This window comes from Streptomyces sp. RB17, assembly GCF_009604455.1.
In the GTDB taxonomy this organism is placed as follows: domain Bacteria; phylum Actinomycetota; class Actinomycetes; order Streptomycetales; family Streptomycetaceae; genus Streptomyces.
This window is the reverse complement of sequence record NZ_WEGL01000001.1, coordinates 808,347-827,848: the sequence shown is the minus strand read 5'-3', so window position 1 is coordinate 827,848 and position 19,502 is coordinate 808,347. Positions and strand designations below refer to the sequence as shown.

Below are 19,502 nucleotides of genomic sequence, written 5' to 3'. Positions count from 1 at the left end.
AGTCTCTGACATTTGACAAATAATTTCATCCGTCAGTAACTGACACATATGGAAACACTGCGCGAACGCAAGAAACAGCGCACCCGGGAAGCGCTGCTGCGGGCCGCTCTGGAGCTGTTCACGACCCAGGGGTACGAGCACACGACCGTCGACGAGATCGCCGAGGCCGTCGACGTCTCGCAGCGCACCTTCTTCCGTTACTTCGCCGGCAAGGAGGACGCGGCTCTCGCGGTCCAGGAGATGACGGAGGCCCGCTTCGTCGAGGCCGTACGCGCGCGTCCGGCACACGAGGCGCCGCTGGAGGCGTTGCGCCAGGCGGTCCTGGAGGGCTGGGACGAGATCCGGGAGACCGTCGAGTCGGCCGTCCCGGTCGAGCTGTATCTGCGCATGTACCGGACGATCGAGTCGACGCCCGCGCTGCTCGCCGCCCATCTGCGCCGCTCGGCGGCCACGGAGGAGACGATCGCGCGCCTGCTGGCCGAGCGCGAGGGCGTGGACGTGGACGCCGACCCGCGACCGCGGCTGGCCGTGGCCGTGTTCGGCGGCGTGATAAGGGTCACCGAACGGCAGTGGTGCACGGGCGGCGACTTCAGTCTGGTGGCGATCCGTCAACTCACCGCGTCCTACCTCGATCAGGTGGGTTCGGCGCTCACCGGGAACTGGCGCTCCGACAGAGATCGTTGACAAGGCGTTCGACCCTTCACGAAACGTGATACCTGTCACTCGGTTACCCCGAGACCCTCCCGTTCTCCTAGTGTGTCCTCCCAGTGACTTCCTTCGACACCTCCCCGCAACTGAACGTCTGGCGCGCACTGCTGGCGCTGGCCGTGGTGTTCGTGATGCTCGCGACCACCGGCTGGACCGCACTGCACAGCCACCGGGAGTCGACCGCGCTGCAGGCCTCGCTCGCCAAGTGGGAGCACGGCAGCATCCACGGCCTGCATCTGCCGGACCCCCAGGCCGCACCGACCGTGCTCAGCCGTTTCTTCGCTTCCCTCTCCCCCGAGGACCAGGGCCGTCTCGTCCACCGCTACCCGCTCGCGGTCGGCAACATGAACGGCGCCCCCGTCGCCTTGCGCTACCGCGCCAACCACATCGCGCTGGAGCAGCAACGCAAGGTCGAGAAGAAACGCATGCACGACGGCCGGCTCAGCACGGTCGGACAGCAGGACGCGGGCCGTCGTATGCACCGCTACGAGGATCTCGTGAGCCCCGGCCGGCAGATCCTGGCCTTCGACCCCGAGGGCTCGGGCCGTGTCGCGGAGGTGTTCGGAAACCTGGAAAAGGCGCAGCGGATCTCGGTCGTCGTTCCCGGCGTCGACACCGATCTGCTCACCTTCCAGAAGACCAACCGCCAGTACACCGCCCCGGTCGGCATGGCCAAGGCGCTGTACGCGGCGGAGCGCGCACAGAGCCCCGCGACCCGTACGGCCGTGATCGCCTGGGCCGACTACACCGCCCCCGACGGACTCGGCGTGGACGCGGCCACCGGGCTGCGCGCCGAGGACGGCGCCGTACGGCTGAACGCGCTGCTGGGCGGCCTGCCCGGCCGTGCCCCGGTGGCGATGGTCTGCCACAGCTACGGCACCGTGGTCTGCGGGGTGGCCGCGCACGACATGCCGCGCCGGGTGACCGACATAGCGGTGGCCGCGAGCCCCGGCATGCGGGTCTCCGACGCCTCCCACCTGGGCACCACCGCCCGGGTGTGGGCCATGCGGGACGCCAGCGACTGGATCCAGGACGTGCCGTATCTGGAGCTCGGCGGGCTCGGGCACGGGGCCGATCCGGTGTCCTCGGCGTTCGGTGCGCGGGTGCTGTCCGCCCGGGACGCGCAGGGCCACGCCGGCTATTTCCAGCCGGGCACGGACAGCCTGCGCAACCTCGCCGCCGTGGGCGTCGGGGCGTACGACGCGGTGACGTGCGCACGCGAGAACGACCTGTGCCGGGCCGGTGTGCCCGGCACCAGTACGGCCGGACGCGCGTAGAAACAGCAGGAAGTGCGGTCTGCGCGGGTGGCGACGGAGGGGCACGTGCCGCATACGATGAGCCGCATGGGTGACGTACTGGCGGGTTTTCATGCCGTCTGGGAGTTCGAGTCCGACTCCGTGCTCATCCGTTACGAACGGGGGATTCGAACACCGAAGCTCTTCCAGGCGCTCGGGGAACGGCGGATCCCGCTGTCCGCGGTCGAGGGCGTGACGCTCTCCCCGGGCAAGCGCGGCACCGTCGTGCTGCGGCTGCTGCCGCGCGCCGGCGCGGATCCGCTGATGGAGGCGGCGGCCGGGCAGCTGAAGGAGGGCTCCGATCCGTACCGGCTGGTGCTGCCGGCCGAGCGGGAGACGCTCGCCGAGTACTACGCCGACGAGCTGAAGGGGCTGTTGACCGAGTCCGGGTCCACCGACCGGTATCTGGTGGCGGCGCCCGAGGCTCCGCTGTCGTTCAAGGCGTACGACGGGAAAGCGAGCTTCGACGGTACGGCCGTGCAGTTCCGCTGGTCGTGGACGGGCGCGTCGTCGGCGAAGTGGAAGGCCGGCGACCAGAGCTTTCCGGTCACGGAGCTGAGCGGGGTGGAGTGGCGGTCGCCGGAGGTGTTCGAGGGGCATCTGCGGTTGGTCGGACGCTCGGTCGAATCGGCTGCCGTGCAACCCGATCAGGACCCGGCGGCGGTGGTTTTCGGTCTCGGGTACGGGCCGGTACACGAGTCACTGCCGTTCGCCGCGGCAGTCCTCGCCGCCGTACGCACGCGGGGGCCGGTGCCTGTGGCACCGGCCCCGTCACGCCGCGACCCCGCGGACATCGCCGAACGGATCCGGCATCTCGGGGAGTTGCATCAGGCCGGGTTGGTCACCGATGAGGAGTTCTCCTCCAAGAAGGCGGAGTTGCTGGCGGAGCTCTGAGCTATTCGCGGCCCGCGGAAGTGAACGTCATGTCGGCGTACCGGTCGCCCGCCACCTTGCCTGCGATCGGCTCCAGTCGGGACAGTTCCTCGTCCGTCAGGACGATCGCCGTCGCCGCCGCGTTCTCCTCCACCCTGTTCGGCTTGCGGGTGCCCGGGATCGGGACGACCGGGAGGGCGTCGACCGTCGCCCGCTGCTGCACCCAGGCCAGGGCGATCTGGCCGAGGGTGGCGTCGCGGGCCTCGGCGATCGCGCGGATCGGCTCCAGGAGGGCCGCGTTGGCGGCCGCGTTGTCACCGGTGAAGCGGGGCTGCTGACGGCGGAAGTCGTCGGCCGTGAGCTCCTGTTCGGCATGGGTGAAGGAGCCGGTGAGGAAGCCGCGCCCGAGCGGCGAGTACGGCACCAGCGCGACGCCCAGCTCCCGCGCGGCCGGTACCACCTTCGCCTCGATGTCCCGGCTGAACAGCGACCACTCCGACTGCACGGCCGCGATCGGGTGCACGGCGTGCGCGGCGCGCAGTTCGTCGGCGGTGACCTCGCTCAGCCCGAGGTGCTTGACCTTGCCCGCGCGGACCAGCTCCGCCATCGTGCCGACGGTCTCCTCGACGGGGACCTCCGGATCGCGGCGGTGCATGTAGTAGAGGTCGATCACCTCGACGCCGAGCCGCTTCAGGCTGGCCTCGACGGCCTCGCGGATGTAGGGCGCGTCGTTGCGGATGATCCGCCTGGTCGGGTCGTCCTTCGGGATCGACAGGGCGAACTTGGTGGCGATGACCACCTCGTCCCGGTGCGCGCTGAAGAAGGGGGAGAGGAATCGCTCGTTCTCGCCCGCGCCGTAGGCGTCCGCCGTGTCGTACAGGGTCACGCCGAGCTCCAGGGCCCGCTCCAGCGCGGCGCGCGCCTGGCCGGCGTCGGTGGGGCCGTACGCGAAGCTCATGCCCATGCAGCCGAGGCCCTGTACGCCCACCTCCGGTCCGCCCTCGCCGAGCCGTACCGTCGGAATCCTCGCGTCGGTCATCGCGTGGCTCCCTCCATCGCGTAGAAGCTGATCTTGCGGTCGAGCACGGCGAGCGTGTCCCGCAGCTCGGCGATCCTGTTCAGGACGTCCTGGCGGGTCGACTCCAGCAGTTCCCGGCGTTCCCCGTAGGTGCTCTCGCCCTCGCGGACCAGTTCCGCGTACCGGACCATGTCCGCCACCGGCATGCCGGTCAGCCGCAGCTTGGTCACGAAGTCCAGCCAGTCCAGGTCGCGGTTGCTGTAGCGCCGCTGACCGGTGTGCGAGCGGTCGACGTGCGGCATCAGGCCGATCCGCTCGTACCAGCGCAGGGTGTGCGCGGTCAGGCCGGTGAACGCGACGACCTCGCTGATCGTGTAGCGGTCCTGGCCGTCGGGGCGTGGATGGCGTCTGGGCGGGGCGGAGCAGATGTCTGCGGGGGCCGTGCCTGCGGTGTCCGTCGGCGTGGTCTGCATCACCGTCATGGCCCCCACGCTATGAGGTTGGAGTGCACTCCAAGCAAGCGAATCCGGTAAGAAATACCCGGGACGCGGACGGGGGCGTCTGGCTAGCGTGCGGCACATGAGTCTTGTACGCCGGGCCCTGCCCGAGGATGCCATGGAAGTGCTGCGTCTGCGCCAGGTGATGATCGACTCCCTGTGGAGCGCGGGAGGCGGCGGGCCGACGGACTGGCATGCCGAATCGCTGCCGACGCTGCGGGAGCGGCTGGCCGAGCCGGACGGTGACTTCGTCGCCTTCGTCGTGGACCATCCGGACCGGCCGCGGGCGCTGGCCGCGCTGGCGGTCGGAACGCTGGAGTACCGCATCGGGAAGGCCGGCAATCCGCACGGGCGGGTCGGGCACGTCTTCAGCGTCGCGACCGACCCGGACGCCCGGCGGCGCGGGTACGCGCGCGCGTGCATGGAGGAACTGCTGGCCTGGTTCCGGGAGCGGGGCGCGGGTCATGTGCTGCTGAACGCCTCCGCGGAGGCCGAGCCGCTGTACGCCTCGCTCGGCTTCACGCGTGACCCGGACCCGTCGATGCGGCTGCTGCTGTGAGCCGCATAGGCTCGGCAGCATGTCGTGGAACAGCCTGAACAGCCTGACGAGCTTGGCGTCGATCGAGAAGTGGCCCGTCCCCACCGCGGCGGCGGGTGTCGTACGAGCCGACGGGACCGTCCTCGGGACGCACGGACCCGTCGGGCACCGCTTTCCGCTCGCCTCGGTCACCAAGCCGCTCGCGGCGTATGCGGCGCTGGTCGCGTACGAGGAGGGCGCGATCGAGCTGGACGAGCCGGCCGGGCCACCCGGCTCGACCGTCCGCCACCTGCTCGCGCACACCTCCGGGCTCGCCTTCGACGAGCACAGGGTGACGGCGCCCCCCGGTGAGCGCCGTCTCTACTCCAACGCCGGGTTCGAGCAGCTCGGCGACCACATCGCGAAGGCCACGGACATCCCCTTCCCGGAGTACCTGCGGCAGGCGGTGCTTCAGCCGCTGGGCATGACGTCGACGTCGCTGGAGGGCTCGCCGGCGAAGGACGGCGTGTCCACGGTGGCCGACCTGCTGCGGTTCGCGGCGGAGGTGCAGGCGCCGCGGCTGCTGGATCCGCGGACGGTCGCGGAGGCGATGAGCGTGCAGTACCCCGGGACGAAGGGTGTGCTTCCGGGATACGGCCACCAGAGCCCGAACGACTGGGGGCTGGGCTTCGAGATCCGCGACTCCAAGTCGCCGCACTGGACGGGGAGTTCCTCGTCACCGCGCACCTTCGGGCACTTCGGGCAGTCCGGTACGTTTGTCTGGATCGACCCGGATGCGGGTGTGGCGTGCGCCGCGCTGACGGACCGGGCGTTCGGGCCGTGGGCGATCGAGGCGTGGCCGGTGTTCACGGACGCGGTGCTGGCGGAGCTGCGGGGCTGAGGCTCGCCGGGGCCGGGCGGGGCTTGGGTCGCTCACCGGCGCCGGCCGGGTGCTACGTCCCCATCTCCCACAGCAGCACTTCGGCCGGCGCGACGGCCACCGTCTCCAGGCCATCCGCGTCAGCGATCCGCGCCGAGTCCCCCGCGCCCAGTTCCTCGCCGCCCAGCCGGACGGCACCCCGCACCACATGCACGTACACGAACGCCCCGTCCGGCACCGCCGTCCGCTCCCCCGCTGCCAGGCGCCGTACGTGCAGCATCGCGCCGGCTCCCGGCACCGCGTACGGCGTGGAGTCGGCGATGCCCGGGATGATCTCGTACGACGGCTCCCCGCCGGGGACGTGTGGCGCCAGCCACATCTGGATGAAGGTGAGCGGCGACGACCCCTCGTTGCGCTCCATGTGCCGGATGCCCGCCGCCGCGCTGAGGTGCTGGACGTCACCGGCACGGACCTTCGTCGTATGGCCGGTGGAGTCGCGGTGGGTCAGCTCGCCCTCGACGACCCAGGTGACGATCTCGGTGTGGCTGTGCGGGTGTTCGTCGAAACCGGCACCGGGCGCGAGCCGCTCCTCGTTGCAGGCGATGACCGCGCCGAAGCGGAGGTTGTCGGGGTCGTAGTGGGGCCCGAAGGAGAAGGCGTGCCACGACTCGATCCCCGCCTCCGGCTCACCCCCTGGATAGCGCTCGTCGGCGCGCCGTACGTCCATCACGCGCACCACGGTAGACCCCGCCCCATGGCCCGAGCCCGACCCGGCGGCACGCACCGGCGTCCGGATAAGGCAGTCTTGTCCCGTGCCCGAACCCGAATCCCGCAGCCACGAGCCCCACCCCGATCACCGCGCACTGCAGGTCCACCCGCACTCCGCGACCCTCAGGCGGCTGGAGAAGTCCTCCGGGTCCCTCGCCGCGCAGGCCATCGCGCGGATGGACGAGACCCTGCCGTGGTACCGGGCCATGCCCCCGGAGAACCGTTCCTGGATCGGGCTCGTGGCCCAGGCGGGCATCGCGGCCTTCACCGAGTGGTTCCGGCACCCGGACGCCCCGCAGGCCATCTCCACCGATGTCTTCGGCACCGCGCCGCGCGAGCTGACCCGGGCCATCACGCTGCGGCAGACCGTGGAGATGGTGCGGACCACCATCGAGGTCATGGAGAGCGCCATCGACGAGGTGGCCGCCCCGGGCGACGAGAGAGTGCTGCGGGAGGCGCTGCTCGTGTACGCCCGGGAGATCGCCTTCGCCACCGCGCAGGTGTACGCGCAGGCCGCCGAGGCACGCGGTGCCTGGGACGCCCGGCTGGAGTCGCTGGTCGTCAACGCCGTACTGAGCGGGGAGGCGGACGAAGGGGCCGTCAGCCGGGCCGCCGCGCTGGGGTGGAACTCGCCGGAGCACGTGTGCGTCGTGCTCGGGACCGCGCCGGACGGGGACAGCGAGCTGACCGTCGACGCGATTCGGCGGGCCGCTCGGCATGCCAAGCTCCAGGTGCTCACCGGGGTGCTCGGGGACCGGCTCGTCGTCATCGCGGGCGGCAGTCCCAACCCGCTCGCCGTCGCCAGGTCGCTGATCGGGCCCTTTGCCGCCGGGCCGGTCGTCGCGGGGCCCGTCGTACCCGATCTGCTGGCCGCCACACGGTCCGCGCAGGCCGCCGCCGCGGGCCTGAAGGCGTGTTCTGCCTGGCAGGACGCGCCGCGGCCGGTGCTGGCGGACGATCTCCTGCCGGAGCGCGCGATCGCGGGCGATCCGAGCGCCCGCGAGCAGTTGGTGGAGGAGATCTACAGACCTCTGGAAGAGGCCGGTTCGGCGCTGCTGGAAACCTTGAGTGTCTATCTGGAGCAGGCGAGCAGCCTGGAAGGCGCGGCCCGGATGCTCTTCGTTCACCCGAATACCGTCCGCTACCGGCTCCGACGTGTGACAGACGTCACCGGCTGGTCGCCCTCGGATGTACGATCCGCGTTCACACTGCGGATTGCACTCATCCTGGGGCGTCTGGTCGACGGTGAACCCCAGACATAGGGTTTTGTCGAAGCCCCACAAAAGCCCTTCGTGTTCTTCGTCCCTGTCCCCACGGGCGGCCCCGGCCGTCCCCAAGAGAGAGTGTGAGAGTGCTCGTACTCGTCGCTCCCGGCCAGGGCGCCCAGACGCCCGGCTTCCTGACCCCCTGGCTCGAACTGCCCGGCGCCGCCGACCGCGTTGCCGCGTGGTCGGACGCCATCGGACTGGACCTGGCCCACTACGGCACCCAGGCCGACGCCGACGCCATCCGTGACACGTCGGTGGCCCAGCCGCTGCTGGTCGCCGCCGGAATCCTGTCCGCCGCGGCACTGGGTGACACGGCCCCGGACGCCGTCGCCGGCCACAGCGTCGGTGAGATCACGGCCGCCGCGTTCGCGGGCGTCCTGGACGACACCGCCGCGCTGGGTCTGGTCCGCAAGCGGGGTCTGGCGATGGCCGACGCCGCCGCGGTCACCGAGACCGGCATGTCGGCGCTGCTCGGCGGCGACCCCGAGACCTCGGTCGCGCACCTGGAGAAGCTGGGCCTGACCCCGGCGAACATCAACGGCGCGGGCCAGATCGTCGCCGCGGGCACGCTGGAGCAGCTGGCCGCGCTGGCGGAGGACAAGCCCGAGGGCGTCCGCAAGGTCGTCGCGCTGAAGGTCGCCGGTGCCTTCCACACCCACCACATGGCTCCGGCCGTCGAGACGCTGGCCAAGGCCGCCGCGGAGCTGACCCCGGCCGACCCGAAGGTCCGCTACGTCTCCAACAAGGACGGCCGGGCCGTCGCGACCGGTACCGAGGTGCTGGAGCGGCTGGTCGGCCAGGTCGCCAACCCCGTGCGCTGGGACCTGTGCATGGAGACCTTCAAGGAGCTGGGCGTCACCGCGCTCATCGAGGTGTGCCCGGGCGGCACGCTGACCGGCCTGGCCAAGCGGGCACTGCCCGGCGTCACGACGCTGGCCCTGAAGACCCCCGACGATCTCGACACGGCCCGCGCGCTCATCACCGAGCACGCCGGCGCCTAAGGAGCCGTACATGGCGAAGATCAAGCCCAGCAAGGGCGCCCCGTATGCGCGCATCCTCGGTGTCGGCGGGTACCGGCCGACGCGGGTGGTGCCCAACGAGGTGATCCTGGAGAAGATCGACTCGTCCGACGAGTGGATCCGCTCCCGCTCCGGCATCGAGACCCGGCACTGGGCCGGTCCCGAGGAGACCGTGGCCGCGATGTCCGTCGAGGCCGCCGGGAAGGCGATCGCGGACGCCGGTATCGGCGCCGAGCAGATCGGTGCCGTGGTCGTCTCGACGGTCTCGCACTTCAGCCAGACCCCGGCCGTCGCCACCGAGATCGCGGACAAGCTGGGCACGGACAAGGCCGCCGCCTTCGACATCTCGGCCGGCTGCGCGGGCTTCGGGTACGGCCTGACGCTCGCCAAGGGCATGGTGGTGGAAGGTTCCGCCGAGTACGTGCTCGTCATCGGCGTGGAGCGGCTCAGCGACCTGACCGACCTGGAGGACCGGGCCACGGCCTTCCTGTTCGGCGACGGCGCCGGCGCGGTCGTCGTCGGTCCCTCGCAGGAGCCCGCGATCGGCCCCACCGTATGGGGCTCCGAGGGCGACAAGGCCGAGACGATCAAGCAGACCGTCCCCTGGGACCGCTTCCGGCTCGGCGACCTCTCCGAGCTGCCGCTCGACAGCGACGGCAACGTCAAGTTCCCCGCCATCACGCAGGAGGGCCAAGCGGTGTTCCGCTGGGCCGTGTTCGAGATGGCGAAGGTCGCCCAGCAGGCGCTGGACGCGGCCGGGATCAGCCCGGAGGAGCTGGACGTCTTCATCCCGCACCAGGCCAACGTGCGGATCATCGACTCGATGGTGAAGACTCTCAAACTGCCGGAGCACGTCACGGTCGCCCGTGACATCCGCACCACCGGCAACACCTCGGCCGCCTCGATTCCGCTCGCGATGGAGCGGCTCCTGGCGACCGGGGAGGCGAAGAGCGGCGACACCGCGCTCGTCATCGGATTCGGGGCGGGTCTCGTCTACGCCGCAACGGTCGTTACCCTCCCCTAGGCACTCCGTGCCAGATCTTGCGATCGGGCACGGCAGCAATCGCCACAAACCGTCTGGAACATCGAAGAAGGAGCGCCTGACATGGCCGCCACTCAGGAAGAGATCGTCGCCGGTCTCGCCGAGATCGTGAACGAGATCGCCGGGATCCCCACCGAGGACGTCCAGCTGGACAAGTCCTTCACCGACGACCTGGACGTCGACTCGCTGTCCATGGTCGAGGTCGTCGTCGCCGCCGAGGAGCGCTTCGACGTGAAGATCCCGGACGAGGACGTCAAGAACCTCAAGACCGTCGGTGACGCGACCGAGTACATCCTCAAGCACCAGGCCTGAGCCACCCCTTAGGCCTTAAGGCTGCAAGGCCCCGCCACCCGGCGGTGGCGCCGTAGATTCCCGCATCCGTTGGAGAAAGAATTCCCGTGAGCCCGACCAATCGCACCGTGGTCGTCACCGGTATCGGCGCAACCACACCGCTGGGTGGCGACGCAGCCTCGACCTGGGAGGGTCTGCTCGCCGGCACGTCCGGTGTCAAGCCCCTGGAACAGGACTGGGCGGCCGAGCAGGCCGTCAAGATCGCCGCCCCCGTCGCCGTGGAGCCCACCGAGGTCATCCCGCGGCCGCAGGCCCGCCGCCTGGACCGTTCGGCGCAGTTCGCGTTGATCGCCGCTCAGGAGGCCTGGAAGGACGCGGGCTTCACCGCCAAGGCCGGTGAGGACGGCAGCATCGACCCGGACCGGCTCGGCGCCGTCATCGCCTCCGGCATCGGCGGCGTGACCACGCTGCTCGGCCAGTACGACGTGCTCAAGGAGAAGGGCGTCCGCCGCGTCTCCCCGCACACCGTCCCCATGCTGATGCCGAACAGCCCCTCGGCCAACGTGGGCCTGCTCGTGGGCGCCCGTGCGGGCGTGCACACGCCGGTCTCCGCGTGCGCGTCGGGCGCCGAGGCCATCGGCTACGCCATCGAGATGATCCGCACCGGCCGCGCCGACGTCGTCGTCGCCGGCGGTACGGAGGCCGCCATCCACCCGCTGCCGATCGCCGCGTTCGGCAACATGATGGCGATGTCCAAGAACAACGAGAACCCGCAGGGTGCCTCGCGTCCCTACGACGTCGACCGCGACGGCTTCGTCCTCGGCGAGGGCGCCGGTGTGCTCGTCCTGGAGTCCGCCGAGCACGCCGCCAAGCGCGGTGCCCGGGTGTACGCGGAGGCGGTCGGGCAGGGCATCTCCGCCGACAGCCACGACATCGTGCAGCCGGAGCCCGAGGGCCGCGGCATCTCGCACGCGCTGCAGAACCTGCTGGACAACACCGACCTCGACCCGGCCGAGATCGTGCACGTGAACGCGCACGCCACGTCGACGCCGGCCGGTGACGTGGCCGAACTGAAGGCGCTGCGGAAGGTGTTCGGTGACGACGCCGACCACATGGCGGTGTCCGCGACCAAGTCGATGACCGGTCACCTGCTCGGTGGCGCCGGTGGTGTGGAGTCGGTCGCGACCGTACTCGCGCTGTACAACCGGGTGGCGCCGCCGACGATCAACGTCGAGAACATCGACCCCGAGGCCGAGGCCAACGCGGACGTCGTCCGCGGGGAGGCCCGCAAGCTGCCGGTCGACGGCCGTATCGCAGCGCTGAACGACTCGTTCGGGTTCGGCGGGCACAACGTGGTCCTGGCGTTCCGGACGATCTGAGAACGTAGCTGAAGACGATCTGAGACATAGCCGAAGGGGCCCCCACCAGCAGGTGGGGGCCCCTTTCGTACGGCCCGGTCAGACCACCTGGTGCAGCCAGCGCACCGGGGCGCCCTCGCCGGCGTACCTGAAGGGCTCCAGCTCGTCGTCCCAGGGCTTGCCGAGGAGCTTGGCGATCTCGGCCTCCAGGTCGGTCTCGCCGCGCTGGGAGCGGATCAGGGCCGCGCGGAGGCGGTCCTCGGGGATGAGGATGTCGCCGTGGATGCCGGTGACGGCGTGGAAGATGCCGAGGTCGGGCGTGCAGCTGTAGCGCTCGCCCTCGGCGGTCGGGCAGGGCTCGGCGGTGACCTCGAAGCGGAGCAGGTGCCAGCCGCGCAGGGCGGAGGCGAGCTTGGAGGCGGTGCCGGCCTCGCCCTGCCAGGAGAACTCCGAACGCCAGGTGCCGGGGGCCGCGGGCTGCCGGATCCAGTCGAGGTTGACGCGCGTGCCGAGCACCCCGGCGACGGCCCACTCGACGTGTGGGCACAGCGCGCGCGGCGCGGAGTGCACGTACAGAACTCCACGTGTCGTCACCGGAACCTCCGGGCAGAGCGGGACATCTTGCGGACTGGCTGGCGGCAGCGGCCCGACGGCCGCGTTGATGGCGAGGCTACCCTGCGGCGGTGCAAGGAGTGTGACGTACCGTCGGTCCCGGTGCCAGGAAACCTCCGCCATTCACCCAGGGGGACGCTTGTACGGGGGTGCTCCGTTCCAGCGCGGCCGGTCGGGAACCCTCGCACGTTGTCATGGGAGGGAGCACAGACCACGACCCGGTGGCGCCGGGTTCGACGACGAGGGGACCGACAGGGGATGCGGAAGCCGAGCAGCCGTACGCGAGCCGCTCTCAGCCTCGTGGCGGCCGCGGTGCTGGGCCTCGCCGGGTGCGACGCCGGCGGCGGGGGCGCGCCCGCGCCCGAGGGCACCAAGGCGCGCGCGGCCAGACCGGCGCCGGTGTGGAACCGCAGCCCCGACTCGATCGCCGCGGTCGGCGACTCCATCACCCGTGGCTTCGACGCGTGCACGGTGCTGTCGGACTGCCCCGAGGTGTCCTGGGCGACCGGCAGCGACGAGCAGGTGGACAGCCTGGCGGTGCGGCTGCTCGGGGCCACGGGCGCGGCGGAGCGCAGCTGGAACTACGCGGTGACCGGCGCCCGTATGGCGGATCTGCCCGAGCAGATGGCGCAGGCGGCGGCGCACGACCCGCAGTTGGTGACGGTGATGGCGGGCGCGAACGACGCCTGCCGGTCCTCGGCGCGGGCGATGACCTCGGTGGCCGGCTTCCGCGCCGACTTCGAGGAGGCGCTGCACACCCTGCGTGCGGCGTCGCCGAAGACGCAGGTGTACGTCGCGAGCGTGCCGAACCTGAAGCGGCTGTGGTCCGAAGGGCGGACCGATCCGCTGGGCAGGGAGGTGTGGAAGCTCGGCATCTGCCCGTCGATGCTGTCCGACGCGGACGATCTGACCAGCGCGGCCATGCTCCGCCGGGACCGGGTGCAGCAGCGGGTGGTGGAGTACAACAAGGTGCTGAAGGAGGTCTGCGCCAAGGACAGCCGCTGCCGCTTCGACAACGACGCGGTCTACGACTACCGCTTCGGCACCGACCAGCTCAGCCGCTGGGACTGGTTCCACCCCAGCAGGGACGGTCAGGCGCGGCTCGCGGCGATCGCGTACCGGACGATCACAGCGGCCGATCCGCCCGCCTAGTCACTCATCGCTTACCGTTTTCCACATGAGCGAACTTTTCGGCACACTTTCCGACGGCACCGAGGTCCATCGCTGGACGCTGGAGCGCGCCGGGACACGCGTGGAGGTCCTGACGTACGGCGGGATCGTGCGGTCGGTCCAGGTGCCGGACCGGGAGGGCCGGACGGCGAACGTGGTGCTGGGCTTCCCGGACCTCGACGGCTATCTCGCGCACCCGGAGCCGTACCTCGGCGCCCTCGCAGGCCGGTATGCCAACCGGATCGCGCACGCCCGCTTCCCGCTGGACGGCGCGGTGTACTCCCTGGAGCCGAACGACGGCCCGAACTCCCTGCACGGCGGCGTGCTCGGCTTCGACAAGCGGGTGTGGGCCGCGGAGCCCGTCGAGCACGGGGTGCGGCTGAGCCGGGTGAGCCCGCACGGCGAGGAGGGCTTCCCGGGCCGCCTGGACGTGTCGGCGACCTACACCCTGGACGGGGCCGGCGCGCTGCGGATCGCCTACGAGGCGGTCACGGACGCGCCGACCGTGATCAACCTCACCAACCACAGCTACTTCAACCTGGCCGGGGCGGGTCATGCCGGCGGGCACGAACTGCGGCTCGCCGCCTCCCGTTTCACCCCGGTCGACGCGGATCTGATCCCCACGGGCGCCCTGCGGGACGTCACCGGCTCCCGGTTCGACTTCCGCGCCTCCCGCAAGGTCGGCTCGGGCTACGACCACAACTTCGTCCTGGACAAGGGCGTGACCGACGCCCCGCAGGAGGTCGCCGAGCTCCACGACCCGGCCTCCGGCCGCACCCTGACCGTGGCGACGACCGAGCCGGGCCTCCAGCTGTACACCGCCGACCATCTCGGCGAACCGTTCGCCCCGGCCGACGGCATCGCCTTGGAGACCCAGCACTTCCCGGACTCCCCGAACCGCCCGGAGTTCCCGACCACGGCACTGAGGCCGGGAGAGGTGTTCCGCTCGCAGACGGTGTACGGCTTCGGGGTCCGCTAGGTCCTGTCGTCAAACTCCCGTCGCCCGCCCGGAGGGCGTGCCTCGCGCCCGCCGCGGCGCGGCCATGTACGTCGAAGGTGCGTGCTCTGAGGGTCCCCCCCCGGCCGAAGGCTGGGAGAGGGAGTTTGCCGACAGGGCCTAGGGGGTCTCCCCCCTCATCCGCTTGGCCGCCTTGCCCAGCAGGGACATCGCGGCCCCGCAGATCAACAACGTCGATCCCCCGGCCACGACCGGCCCGACCGAGCCCCCCTTGATGCCCTCCCCCGTCACCGTCGTGGCCAGCACGAAGATGATCGAGTACAGGCTTCGCCCGACCTTCGCCCCGGCCGGGATCACCTGAAGCAGCTGCGGGACGGTGGTCGCGGCGGCCACCGCCATCCCGAACGGCAGGGCCGCGCCCAGCGCAAGCGCGCCGAAGCCGAGGGAGTTGCCGTACGCGCCCCAGCCGGCGCCCTTGTAGAGCAGATAGCCGGTCGCGGCGAGGGACAGCAGGACCAGCAGGCCGTTGAGATACGCGGCCTGCGTGGCGGCCTTGCGGGCGCCGGGCAGATGCGCGGCCGGGGACCGCCAGGCGTCCGCCGTGATCAGCCGCAGCTGCCGCTTCAGGGCCTGCATCTGCAGCAGCGAGAAGGCTCCGAAGGCCAGCAGCGCCAGTCCGGCGAGCGCGGCGACGAATCCGAGGGGCTTCTGGGTGATGCCGTAGTGGACTCCGCCGAAGGTGAGCGGGATGCCGAGCACCATGCCGTAGGCCATGGGCTTGGACTTCGCCTGGATCTTCAGCACCAGATCACGCTGGGCGGGGCTGAGGTTCGGGTCCAGCCGCATCCGGCCCTCGCCGATGTGCTGGGCGGGTGGCTGGGGGGCCTGCTGCGGCGGGTAGGGCTGCTGGGGCGGATAGGGCTGTTGCGGCGGGTACTGCTGCTGCGGGTACTGCTGCTGCGGGTACTGCTGCTGCGGGTATCCCTGCGAAGGATACGGCTGCTGCGGATACGGCTGTTGGTACTGCGGCGGCTGCCCGTACGGCCCCGTCGGCTGCTGCGGGCCGTACGGCCCTGGCTGCTGCCGGCCTGGATACACGATGTCTCTCCCCCGTGCCCGTGTCTTGCGGTGTGCGCGGGCGGGGAGTCTATACGTACCCGGCGACGACGAGCCCCGGTCCAGGGGTCAGGTCCCGGACCGGGGCTGTTCGTGGGGGACTTGTCCCGGATCAGACGTTAATCGGGGCGGTGAGCCTGCGGTCCGCGATCGAGCGTCCGGCGGTGATCTCGTACGAACCCTTCACAAACGCCCACGCGTTCGCTTCCTCGTCCCAGATCTCGAAGGCACGGCGCGGCAGGGCGACGGTCACCTCGACGCTCTCGCCGGGACCGGCCGCGGCGGAGACGAATCCGGCGAGCCGGCGGGCCGGGCGTCCGGGGTCGGGCTCGGCCTGGGAGACGTAGACCTGGACGACCTCGCGGCCGGGCCGCTCGCCCGTGTTGCGGAGGCGGATGCGCGCGGTGGTGCCGTCCGCGTCCAGGGACTCGTAGGTCCACTCGGTGTAGCCGAGGCCGTGGCCGAAGGGGTAGGAGGGGGTGCGGCCGACTTTCTCCCAGGCGCGGTAGCCGATGAACAGGTCCTCCCCGTACGGCAGTTCGCCGTCGGTCGGGACGACCTGGGTGACCGGGGCGTCGGCGAGGGAACCCCAGGTGGTGGGGAGCCGTCCGCCGGGCTCGTGGGCGCCGGTGAGGACGTCGGCCAGGGCGGCGCCGCCCTCCTGGCCGGGGAACCAGCTGAGCAGCACGGCGGCGACGTCCTCGCGCCAGGGAAGTTCCACCGGGGAGCCGGAGTTGACCACGACCACGGTGTTCGGGTTTGCGGCGGCGACCACGCGGACCAGGTCGTCCTGGCGGCCGGGGAGCCTCAGGTCGGTGCGGTCGAAGCCCTCGGACTCGACGCGGTCGGTGGTGGCGACCATGACGACGGCCGTGTCGGCGGCGCGGGCCACTTCGACCGCCTCGGCGATCAGCTCGTCGGGGTCGCGCTGCGGCTCGGCGTGGGCGAGCGCGAAGGTGACGACCTTCATGGGGATGTCCTCGGGGAGCTGGACGACGTACGTGAGGGAGACGTCGACCGGCTCGCCGGCGGTGAGTTCGGCCTGTGCGCGGGGTACGGGGGCGCCGAAGAAGGCCTCGAAGGGGTCGTCCTTGTCGGGGCGCTGGACGTCGTCGAAGTACGTGGCGCCGTCGACGGTGAGGGTGAAGGCGCCCATGCCCTTGATGCCGATGGTGTGCGGGCCGGTGACACGCGGGGTGAAGGTGCCGGTGAGTTCGACGGTGTGCAGGGTGTCGTGGGTGACGCCCTCGGGGAGGTCCGACCCCATCCACTGGATCAGGCCGTTCGGGGCCGAGCGGGTGCCGATGACCTGACCGGCCACGTCACGGCAGACGGCCCGGAGGCCGAACCCCTGGTCGGCGACGGCGAGTTCGGTGGCCGGGTCGGCGCCGACGGCGTAGGTGAGGGTGCCCTCGGGGAGGGCTGCGGTGAGGCCGTCGAGCGGGGAGACGATCCGGGCCGGGAAGACGGTGGCCGAGCCGCCGCCGAGGATGCGCGCGTCGCGGGCGGCGGCGCCGATCAGGGCGACGGTGCCGGCCTTCAACGGGAGGGCGCCGCGTTCGTTGCGGACGAGGACGAAGGAGCGGCGGGCGATCTCCCGGGCCAGTTCGGTCCCGTCGACGGTCTCCGGCAGCTCGGTGACGACCGGTTCGGCGCCCTCCAGGATCCCGACGCGGGCGGCGAGGCGCAGGACGCGCCGTACGGCCGCGTCGACGGTGGCCTCGGCGACCTTGCCGTCCCGGACGGCCTGCGCGAGGGCGTCGCCGTAGACGGTGCGCGGCCCGGGCATGGCGACGTCCAGACCGCCGTCGATGGCGCCGACGGTGTCCCGGGCGGCCGTCCAGTCGGAGACGTTGAACCCGTCGAAGCCCCATTCGCCGCGCAGGACCTCGTTGACCAGGTAGTGGTGCTCGGTCATGGTCGTGCCGTTGACCGAGTTGTAGGCGGTCATGATGCCCCACGGGTGGGCGTTCTCGACGATGGTCTCGAAGGGGGCCAGGTACAGCTCGCGCAGGGCGCGTGCGGAGATCAGGTTGTCGACGGTGAGGCGGTCGGTCTCGGCGTCGTTGGCGACGAAGTGCTTGACGGTGGTGCCGACTCCGCCGGACTGGACGCCGGTGACATAGCCGGTGCCGAGGGCACCGGTCAGGTACGGGTCCTCGCTGTAGCACTCGAAGTGCCGGCCGCCGAGCGGGGAGCGGTGCAGGTTGACCGTGGGCGCGAGCAGGACGTGGACGCCCTTGCGCCGGGCCTCCTGGGCGAGCAGCACACCTGCGCGGCGGGCGAGTTCGGGGTCCCAGGTGGCGGCGAGCGCGGTCGGCGAGGGCAGCGCGACGGACGGGTCGTCGGCGCTCCAGCGCACACCCCGCACGCCGATCGGGCCGTCCGACATGACCAGGGAGTCCAGGCCGATCTGCGGCAGCGCGGGCAGGGTCCACATGTCCTGGCCGGCCAGCAGCCGTGCCTTGGCGTCCAGGTCGAGCTTGCCGAGAGCGGCCTCGACGACCGCCTCGCGGGCCGTGTCGGCCGGGGTGGGCTGGGGTCCCGCCATCGGGGTGCCTCCTCGTTGACGTCCGTGCAGGTCCTCCCATCGTGCATCCGTTACCTGTAGAGCGGTAGGTTTCGTTATCTTGCCGTTACTTTCGGCTGCCCGGGATGCCTTACGGTGGCGACATGAACGCGAGGGTCAGGAGCGAGGAGCGGCGCGCGGAGATCGTCGGGGCGGCCCTGGAGGTGATCGCCGAGCGCGGTTACCGGGGGGCGAGCCTCGCCGCCGTGGCCGAGCGGGTCGGCCTCACCCAGCAGGGCCTGCTGCACTACTTCCCCACCAAGGACGCCCTGCTGGTGGCCGTGCTCCAGGAGCGGGACCGGTGGGACGCGGTGCCGGACACGCAGTGGCGGGTGGATCTGCTGGCCTCGCTGGTGGAGTACAACGCGATGCGGCCGGCGATCATCCAGACGTTCTCGGCCCTGCTCGGCGAGAGCGTGACGGAGGGGCATCCGGCGCGTTCGTACTTCACCGAGCGGTATGTGCGGGTGCGGGAGTCCATGGCGGCGGTACTGCGCACCGAGTACGGCGACCGGCTGCCGAACGGCCTCACCCCCGAACGCACCGCTCCGCTACTGGTCGCGGTGATGGACGGGCTGCAGTACCAGTGGCTGCTGGACCCGGAGTCGGTGGACATGCCGGGGGCGTTCCGGGACTTCCTGCGGTTGCTGGGCGAGCCGGTGGACTGACCATTGCTTCTTGGGCGCCCTGCGCCGGCGGCTGGGCGGTGCTACTCCGGTGCGGTGCGGGCGACGTCGGCCGTGGAGTCCCCCTCGCGCTCCTCCCCCAGCAGGTCGCGCGCGAGCAGGGTCGCGCCCGCGACCGCGCCCGGCATCAGGAACACCGCGACGAACGGGACCAGGAAGGCCAGGGCGAGAGGGGCACCGAAGCCCCAGACCAGGGTCTTGCGGGAGCGGAGCAGGGCGAGCCGGGCGCGCAGTTCGACGCCACGGCGCTGGAGGGCGACGGCGGTGAGCTCCTCGGTGAGGAAGAACCCGGTGACGAAGAAGCCGAGCACGGGGACGGCGGTCTGCCCGACGACCGGCAGGAAGCCGAGGGCGAAGAGCAGCACGCCCCACAGCGCGGCCCGCACCAGGACGCGCAGGCTGTCCCGGGCGGAGATCCACAGCTCGCGCCACAGCGGCAGGTCCGACCGCGGTGCGGTGCCGTCGGGTGAGACGTCGGCGTCGACCGTCTCCGACAGGTTCTCGTAGAAGGGCTGGCCGATCAGCAGGGTGACGGCCGTGAACGTCAGCACGGCCAGCAGCAGCCCGAGGGCGAAGAGCACGGCCGTCAGGAAGCCGCGGAACAGGCCCTGCCAGGGGCTGGACCAGTGGTCCGCGAACGGCGTCGCCCAGGCCACCGCGTCCTCGCCCCACATCGCGAGCGCGACCAGCGCCGCCGCGTAGAGCACCAGAGTGATCAGCCCGGGCAGCAGCCCGAAGCCGTAACTCCGGCCGTGCCGGGTCATCCAGCGCTGGCCCTTCAGCAGATGACCGAACCCCACCCCAAGATCCCGCATGGCGGAGACTTTACCGATTCCCCTGCGGGCGGCATACGGCCT

20 protein-coding genes are annotated in these 19,502 nt (G+C 71.4%); 13 read left to right on the top strand and 7 right to left on the bottom strand.

What is annotated here, in order from left to right; all coding sequences use genetic code 11:
* The first annotated feature begins 48 nt into the window (after window positions 1–48).
* The 3 genes from SRB17_RS03780 to SRB17_RS03770 all read left to right on the top strand — a co-directional run bounded on the left by SRB17_RS03780 (window position 49) and on the right by SRB17_RS03770 (window position 2,897).
* Window positions 49–684, top strand: coding sequence for a TetR family transcriptional regulator (locus SRB17_RS03780; RefSeq protein ID WP_153534527.1), 636 nt, complete (start codon window positions 49–51; stop codon window positions 682–684).
* Between the two features lie 83 nt (window positions 685–767).
* Window positions 768–1,985: an alpha/beta hydrolase gene (locus SRB17_RS03775; RefSeq protein WP_323374926.1), complete on the top strand. Its 1,218-nt coding sequence runs from the start codon at window positions 768–770 to the stop codon at window positions 1,983–1,985.
* Between the two features lie 66 nt (window positions 1,986–2,051).
* Window positions 2,052–2,897, top strand: coding sequence for a DUF4429 domain-containing protein (locus SRB17_RS03770; RefSeq protein ID WP_153534525.1), 846 nt, complete (start codon window positions 2,052–2,054; stop codon window positions 2,895–2,897).
* 1 nt (window position 2,898) lies between these two features.
* Here the strand turns inward: SRB17_RS03770 and SRB17_RS03765 are convergent, their stop codons facing one another.
* Window positions 2,899–3,915 (bottom strand): aldo/keto reductase, encoded by a 1,017-nt coding sequence (locus SRB17_RS03765; RefSeq protein ID WP_153534523.1) that lies wholly within the window; start codon window positions 3,913–3,915, stop codon window positions 2,899–2,901.
* Window positions 3,912–4,376 (bottom strand): MerR family transcriptional regulator, encoded by a 465-nt coding sequence (locus tag SRB17_RS03760; protein ID WP_194293890.1) that lies wholly within the window; start codon window positions 4,374–4,376, stop codon window positions 3,912–3,914. Before SRB17_RS03760 ends, SRB17_RS03765 begins: the two co-directional genes overlap by 4 nt.
* Window positions 4,377–4,473: 97 nt before the next feature.
* Between SRB17_RS03760 and SRB17_RS03755 the strand changes: the two genes are divergently transcribed.
* Entirely contained in the window at window positions 4,474–4,950 is a 477-nt protein-coding gene (locus tag SRB17_RS03755) for a GNAT family N-acetyltransferase (protein ID WP_153534519.1), read from the top strand.
* A gap of 19 nt (window positions 4,951–4,969) precedes the next feature.
* Window positions 4,970–5,809: a serine hydrolase domain-containing protein gene (locus SRB17_RS03750; RefSeq protein ID WP_153534518.1), complete on the top strand. Its 840-nt coding sequence runs from the start codon at window positions 4,970–4,972 to the stop codon at window positions 5,807–5,809.
* 52 nt (window positions 5,810–5,861) lie between these two features.
* On the opposite strand, the gene SRB17_RS03745 is transcribed toward SRB17_RS03750, so the two are convergent.
* Window positions 5,862–6,515, bottom strand: a complete 654-nt coding sequence (locus SRB17_RS03745) for a pirin family protein (protein ID WP_153535705.1) — start codon at window positions 6,513–6,515, stop codon at window positions 5,862–5,864.
* A gap of 85 nt (window positions 6,516–6,600) precedes the next feature.
* Between SRB17_RS03745 and SRB17_RS03740 the strand changes: the two genes are divergently transcribed.
* The 5 genes from SRB17_RS03740 to SRB17_RS03720 all read left to right on the top strand — a co-directional run bounded on the left by SRB17_RS03740 (window position 6,601) and on the right by SRB17_RS03720 (window position 11,555).
* A complete protein-coding gene (locus SRB17_RS03740) occupies window positions 6,601–7,818 on the top strand; it encodes a PucR family transcriptional regulator (protein WP_416237020.1) in 1,218 nt (405 codons plus the stop codon).
* Window positions 7,819–7,907: 89 nt separating this feature from the next.
* Window positions 7,908–8,825 carry an ACP S-malonyltransferase gene (locus SRB17_RS03735; protein WP_323374925.1) on the top strand — a complete coding sequence of 306 codons (918 nt, stop codon included), beginning with the start codon at window positions 7,908–7,910 and terminating at the stop codon, window positions 8,823–8,825.
* Window positions 8,826–8,835: 10 nt separating this feature from the next.
* Window positions 8,836–9,867: a ketoacyl-ACP synthase III gene (locus SRB17_RS03730; protein ID WP_153534516.1), complete on the top strand. Its 1,032-nt coding sequence runs from the start codon at window positions 8,836–8,838 to the stop codon at window positions 9,865–9,867.
* A gap of 81 nt (window positions 9,868–9,948) precedes the next feature.
* On the top strand, window positions 9,949–10,197 hold the full coding sequence (locus SRB17_RS03725; RefSeq protein ID WP_014672482.1) for an acyl carrier protein: 249 nt from the start codon (window positions 9,949–9,951) through the stop codon (window positions 10,195–10,197).
* An 86-nt stretch (window positions 10,198–10,283) separates the two neighbouring features.
* On the top strand, window positions 10,284–11,555 hold the full coding sequence (locus SRB17_RS03720; RefSeq protein ID WP_323374924.1) for a beta-ketoacyl-[acyl-carrier-protein] synthase family protein: 1,272 nt from the start codon (window positions 10,284–10,286) through the stop codon (window positions 11,553–11,555).
* 78 nt (window positions 11,556–11,633) lie between these two features.
* On the opposite strand, the gene SRB17_RS03715 is transcribed toward SRB17_RS03720, so the two are convergent.
* Window positions 11,634–12,128 carry a DUF3145 domain-containing protein gene (locus SRB17_RS03715; protein ID WP_323374923.1) on the bottom strand — a complete coding sequence of 165 codons (495 nt, stop codon included), beginning with the start codon at window positions 12,126–12,128 and terminating at the stop codon, window positions 11,634–11,636.
* A 276-nt stretch (window positions 12,129–12,404) separates the two neighbouring features.
* Here SRB17_RS03715 and SRB17_RS03710 point away from each other — a divergent pair, with 276 nt between their 5' ends.
* Window positions 12,405–13,298 carry an SGNH/GDSL hydrolase family protein gene (locus SRB17_RS03710; protein WP_153534514.1) on the top strand — a complete coding sequence of 298 codons (894 nt, stop codon included), beginning with the start codon at window positions 12,405–12,407 and terminating at the stop codon, window positions 13,296–13,298.
* Window positions 13,299–13,323: 25 nt separating this feature from the next.
* Entirely contained in the window at window positions 13,324–14,295 is a 972-nt protein-coding gene (locus tag SRB17_RS03705) for an aldose epimerase family protein (protein ID WP_153534512.1), read from the top strand.
* A 138-nt stretch (window positions 14,296–14,433) separates the two neighbouring features.
* Here the strand turns inward: SRB17_RS03705 and SRB17_RS45305 are convergent, their stop codons facing one another.
* Both SRB17_RS45305 and SRB17_RS03695 read right to left on the bottom strand, forming a co-directional pair.
* Window positions 14,434–15,372 (bottom strand): hypothetical protein, encoded by a 939-nt coding sequence (locus SRB17_RS45305; protein WP_194293889.1) that lies wholly within the window; start codon window positions 15,370–15,372, stop codon window positions 14,434–14,436.
* Window positions 15,373–15,502: 130 nt separating this feature from the next.
* The gene (locus SRB17_RS03695) at window positions 15,503–17,941 is read right to left on the bottom strand and encodes a beta-glucosidase H (protein ID WP_153534510.1); all 2,439 of its coding nucleotides are present in this window, start codon (window positions 17,939–17,941) and stop codon (window positions 15,503–15,505) included.
* A 104-nt stretch (window positions 17,942–18,045) separates the two neighbouring features.
* Between SRB17_RS03695 and SRB17_RS03690 the strand changes: the two genes are divergently transcribed.
* The gene (locus SRB17_RS03690; RefSeq protein WP_153534508.1) at window positions 18,046–18,627 is read left to right on the top strand and encodes a TetR/AcrR family transcriptional regulator; all 582 of its coding nucleotides are present in this window, start codon (window positions 18,046–18,048) and stop codon (window positions 18,625–18,627) included.
* Between the two features lie 41 nt (window positions 18,628–18,668).
* On the opposite strand, the gene SRB17_RS03685 is transcribed toward SRB17_RS03690, so the two are convergent.
* Window positions 18,669–19,460 carry an EI24 domain-containing protein gene (locus SRB17_RS03685; protein ID WP_153534506.1) on the bottom strand — a complete coding sequence of 264 codons (792 nt, stop codon included), beginning with the start codon at window positions 19,458–19,460 and terminating at the stop codon, window positions 18,669–18,671.
* Between the last annotated feature and the right edge of the window lie 42 nt (window positions 19,461–19,502).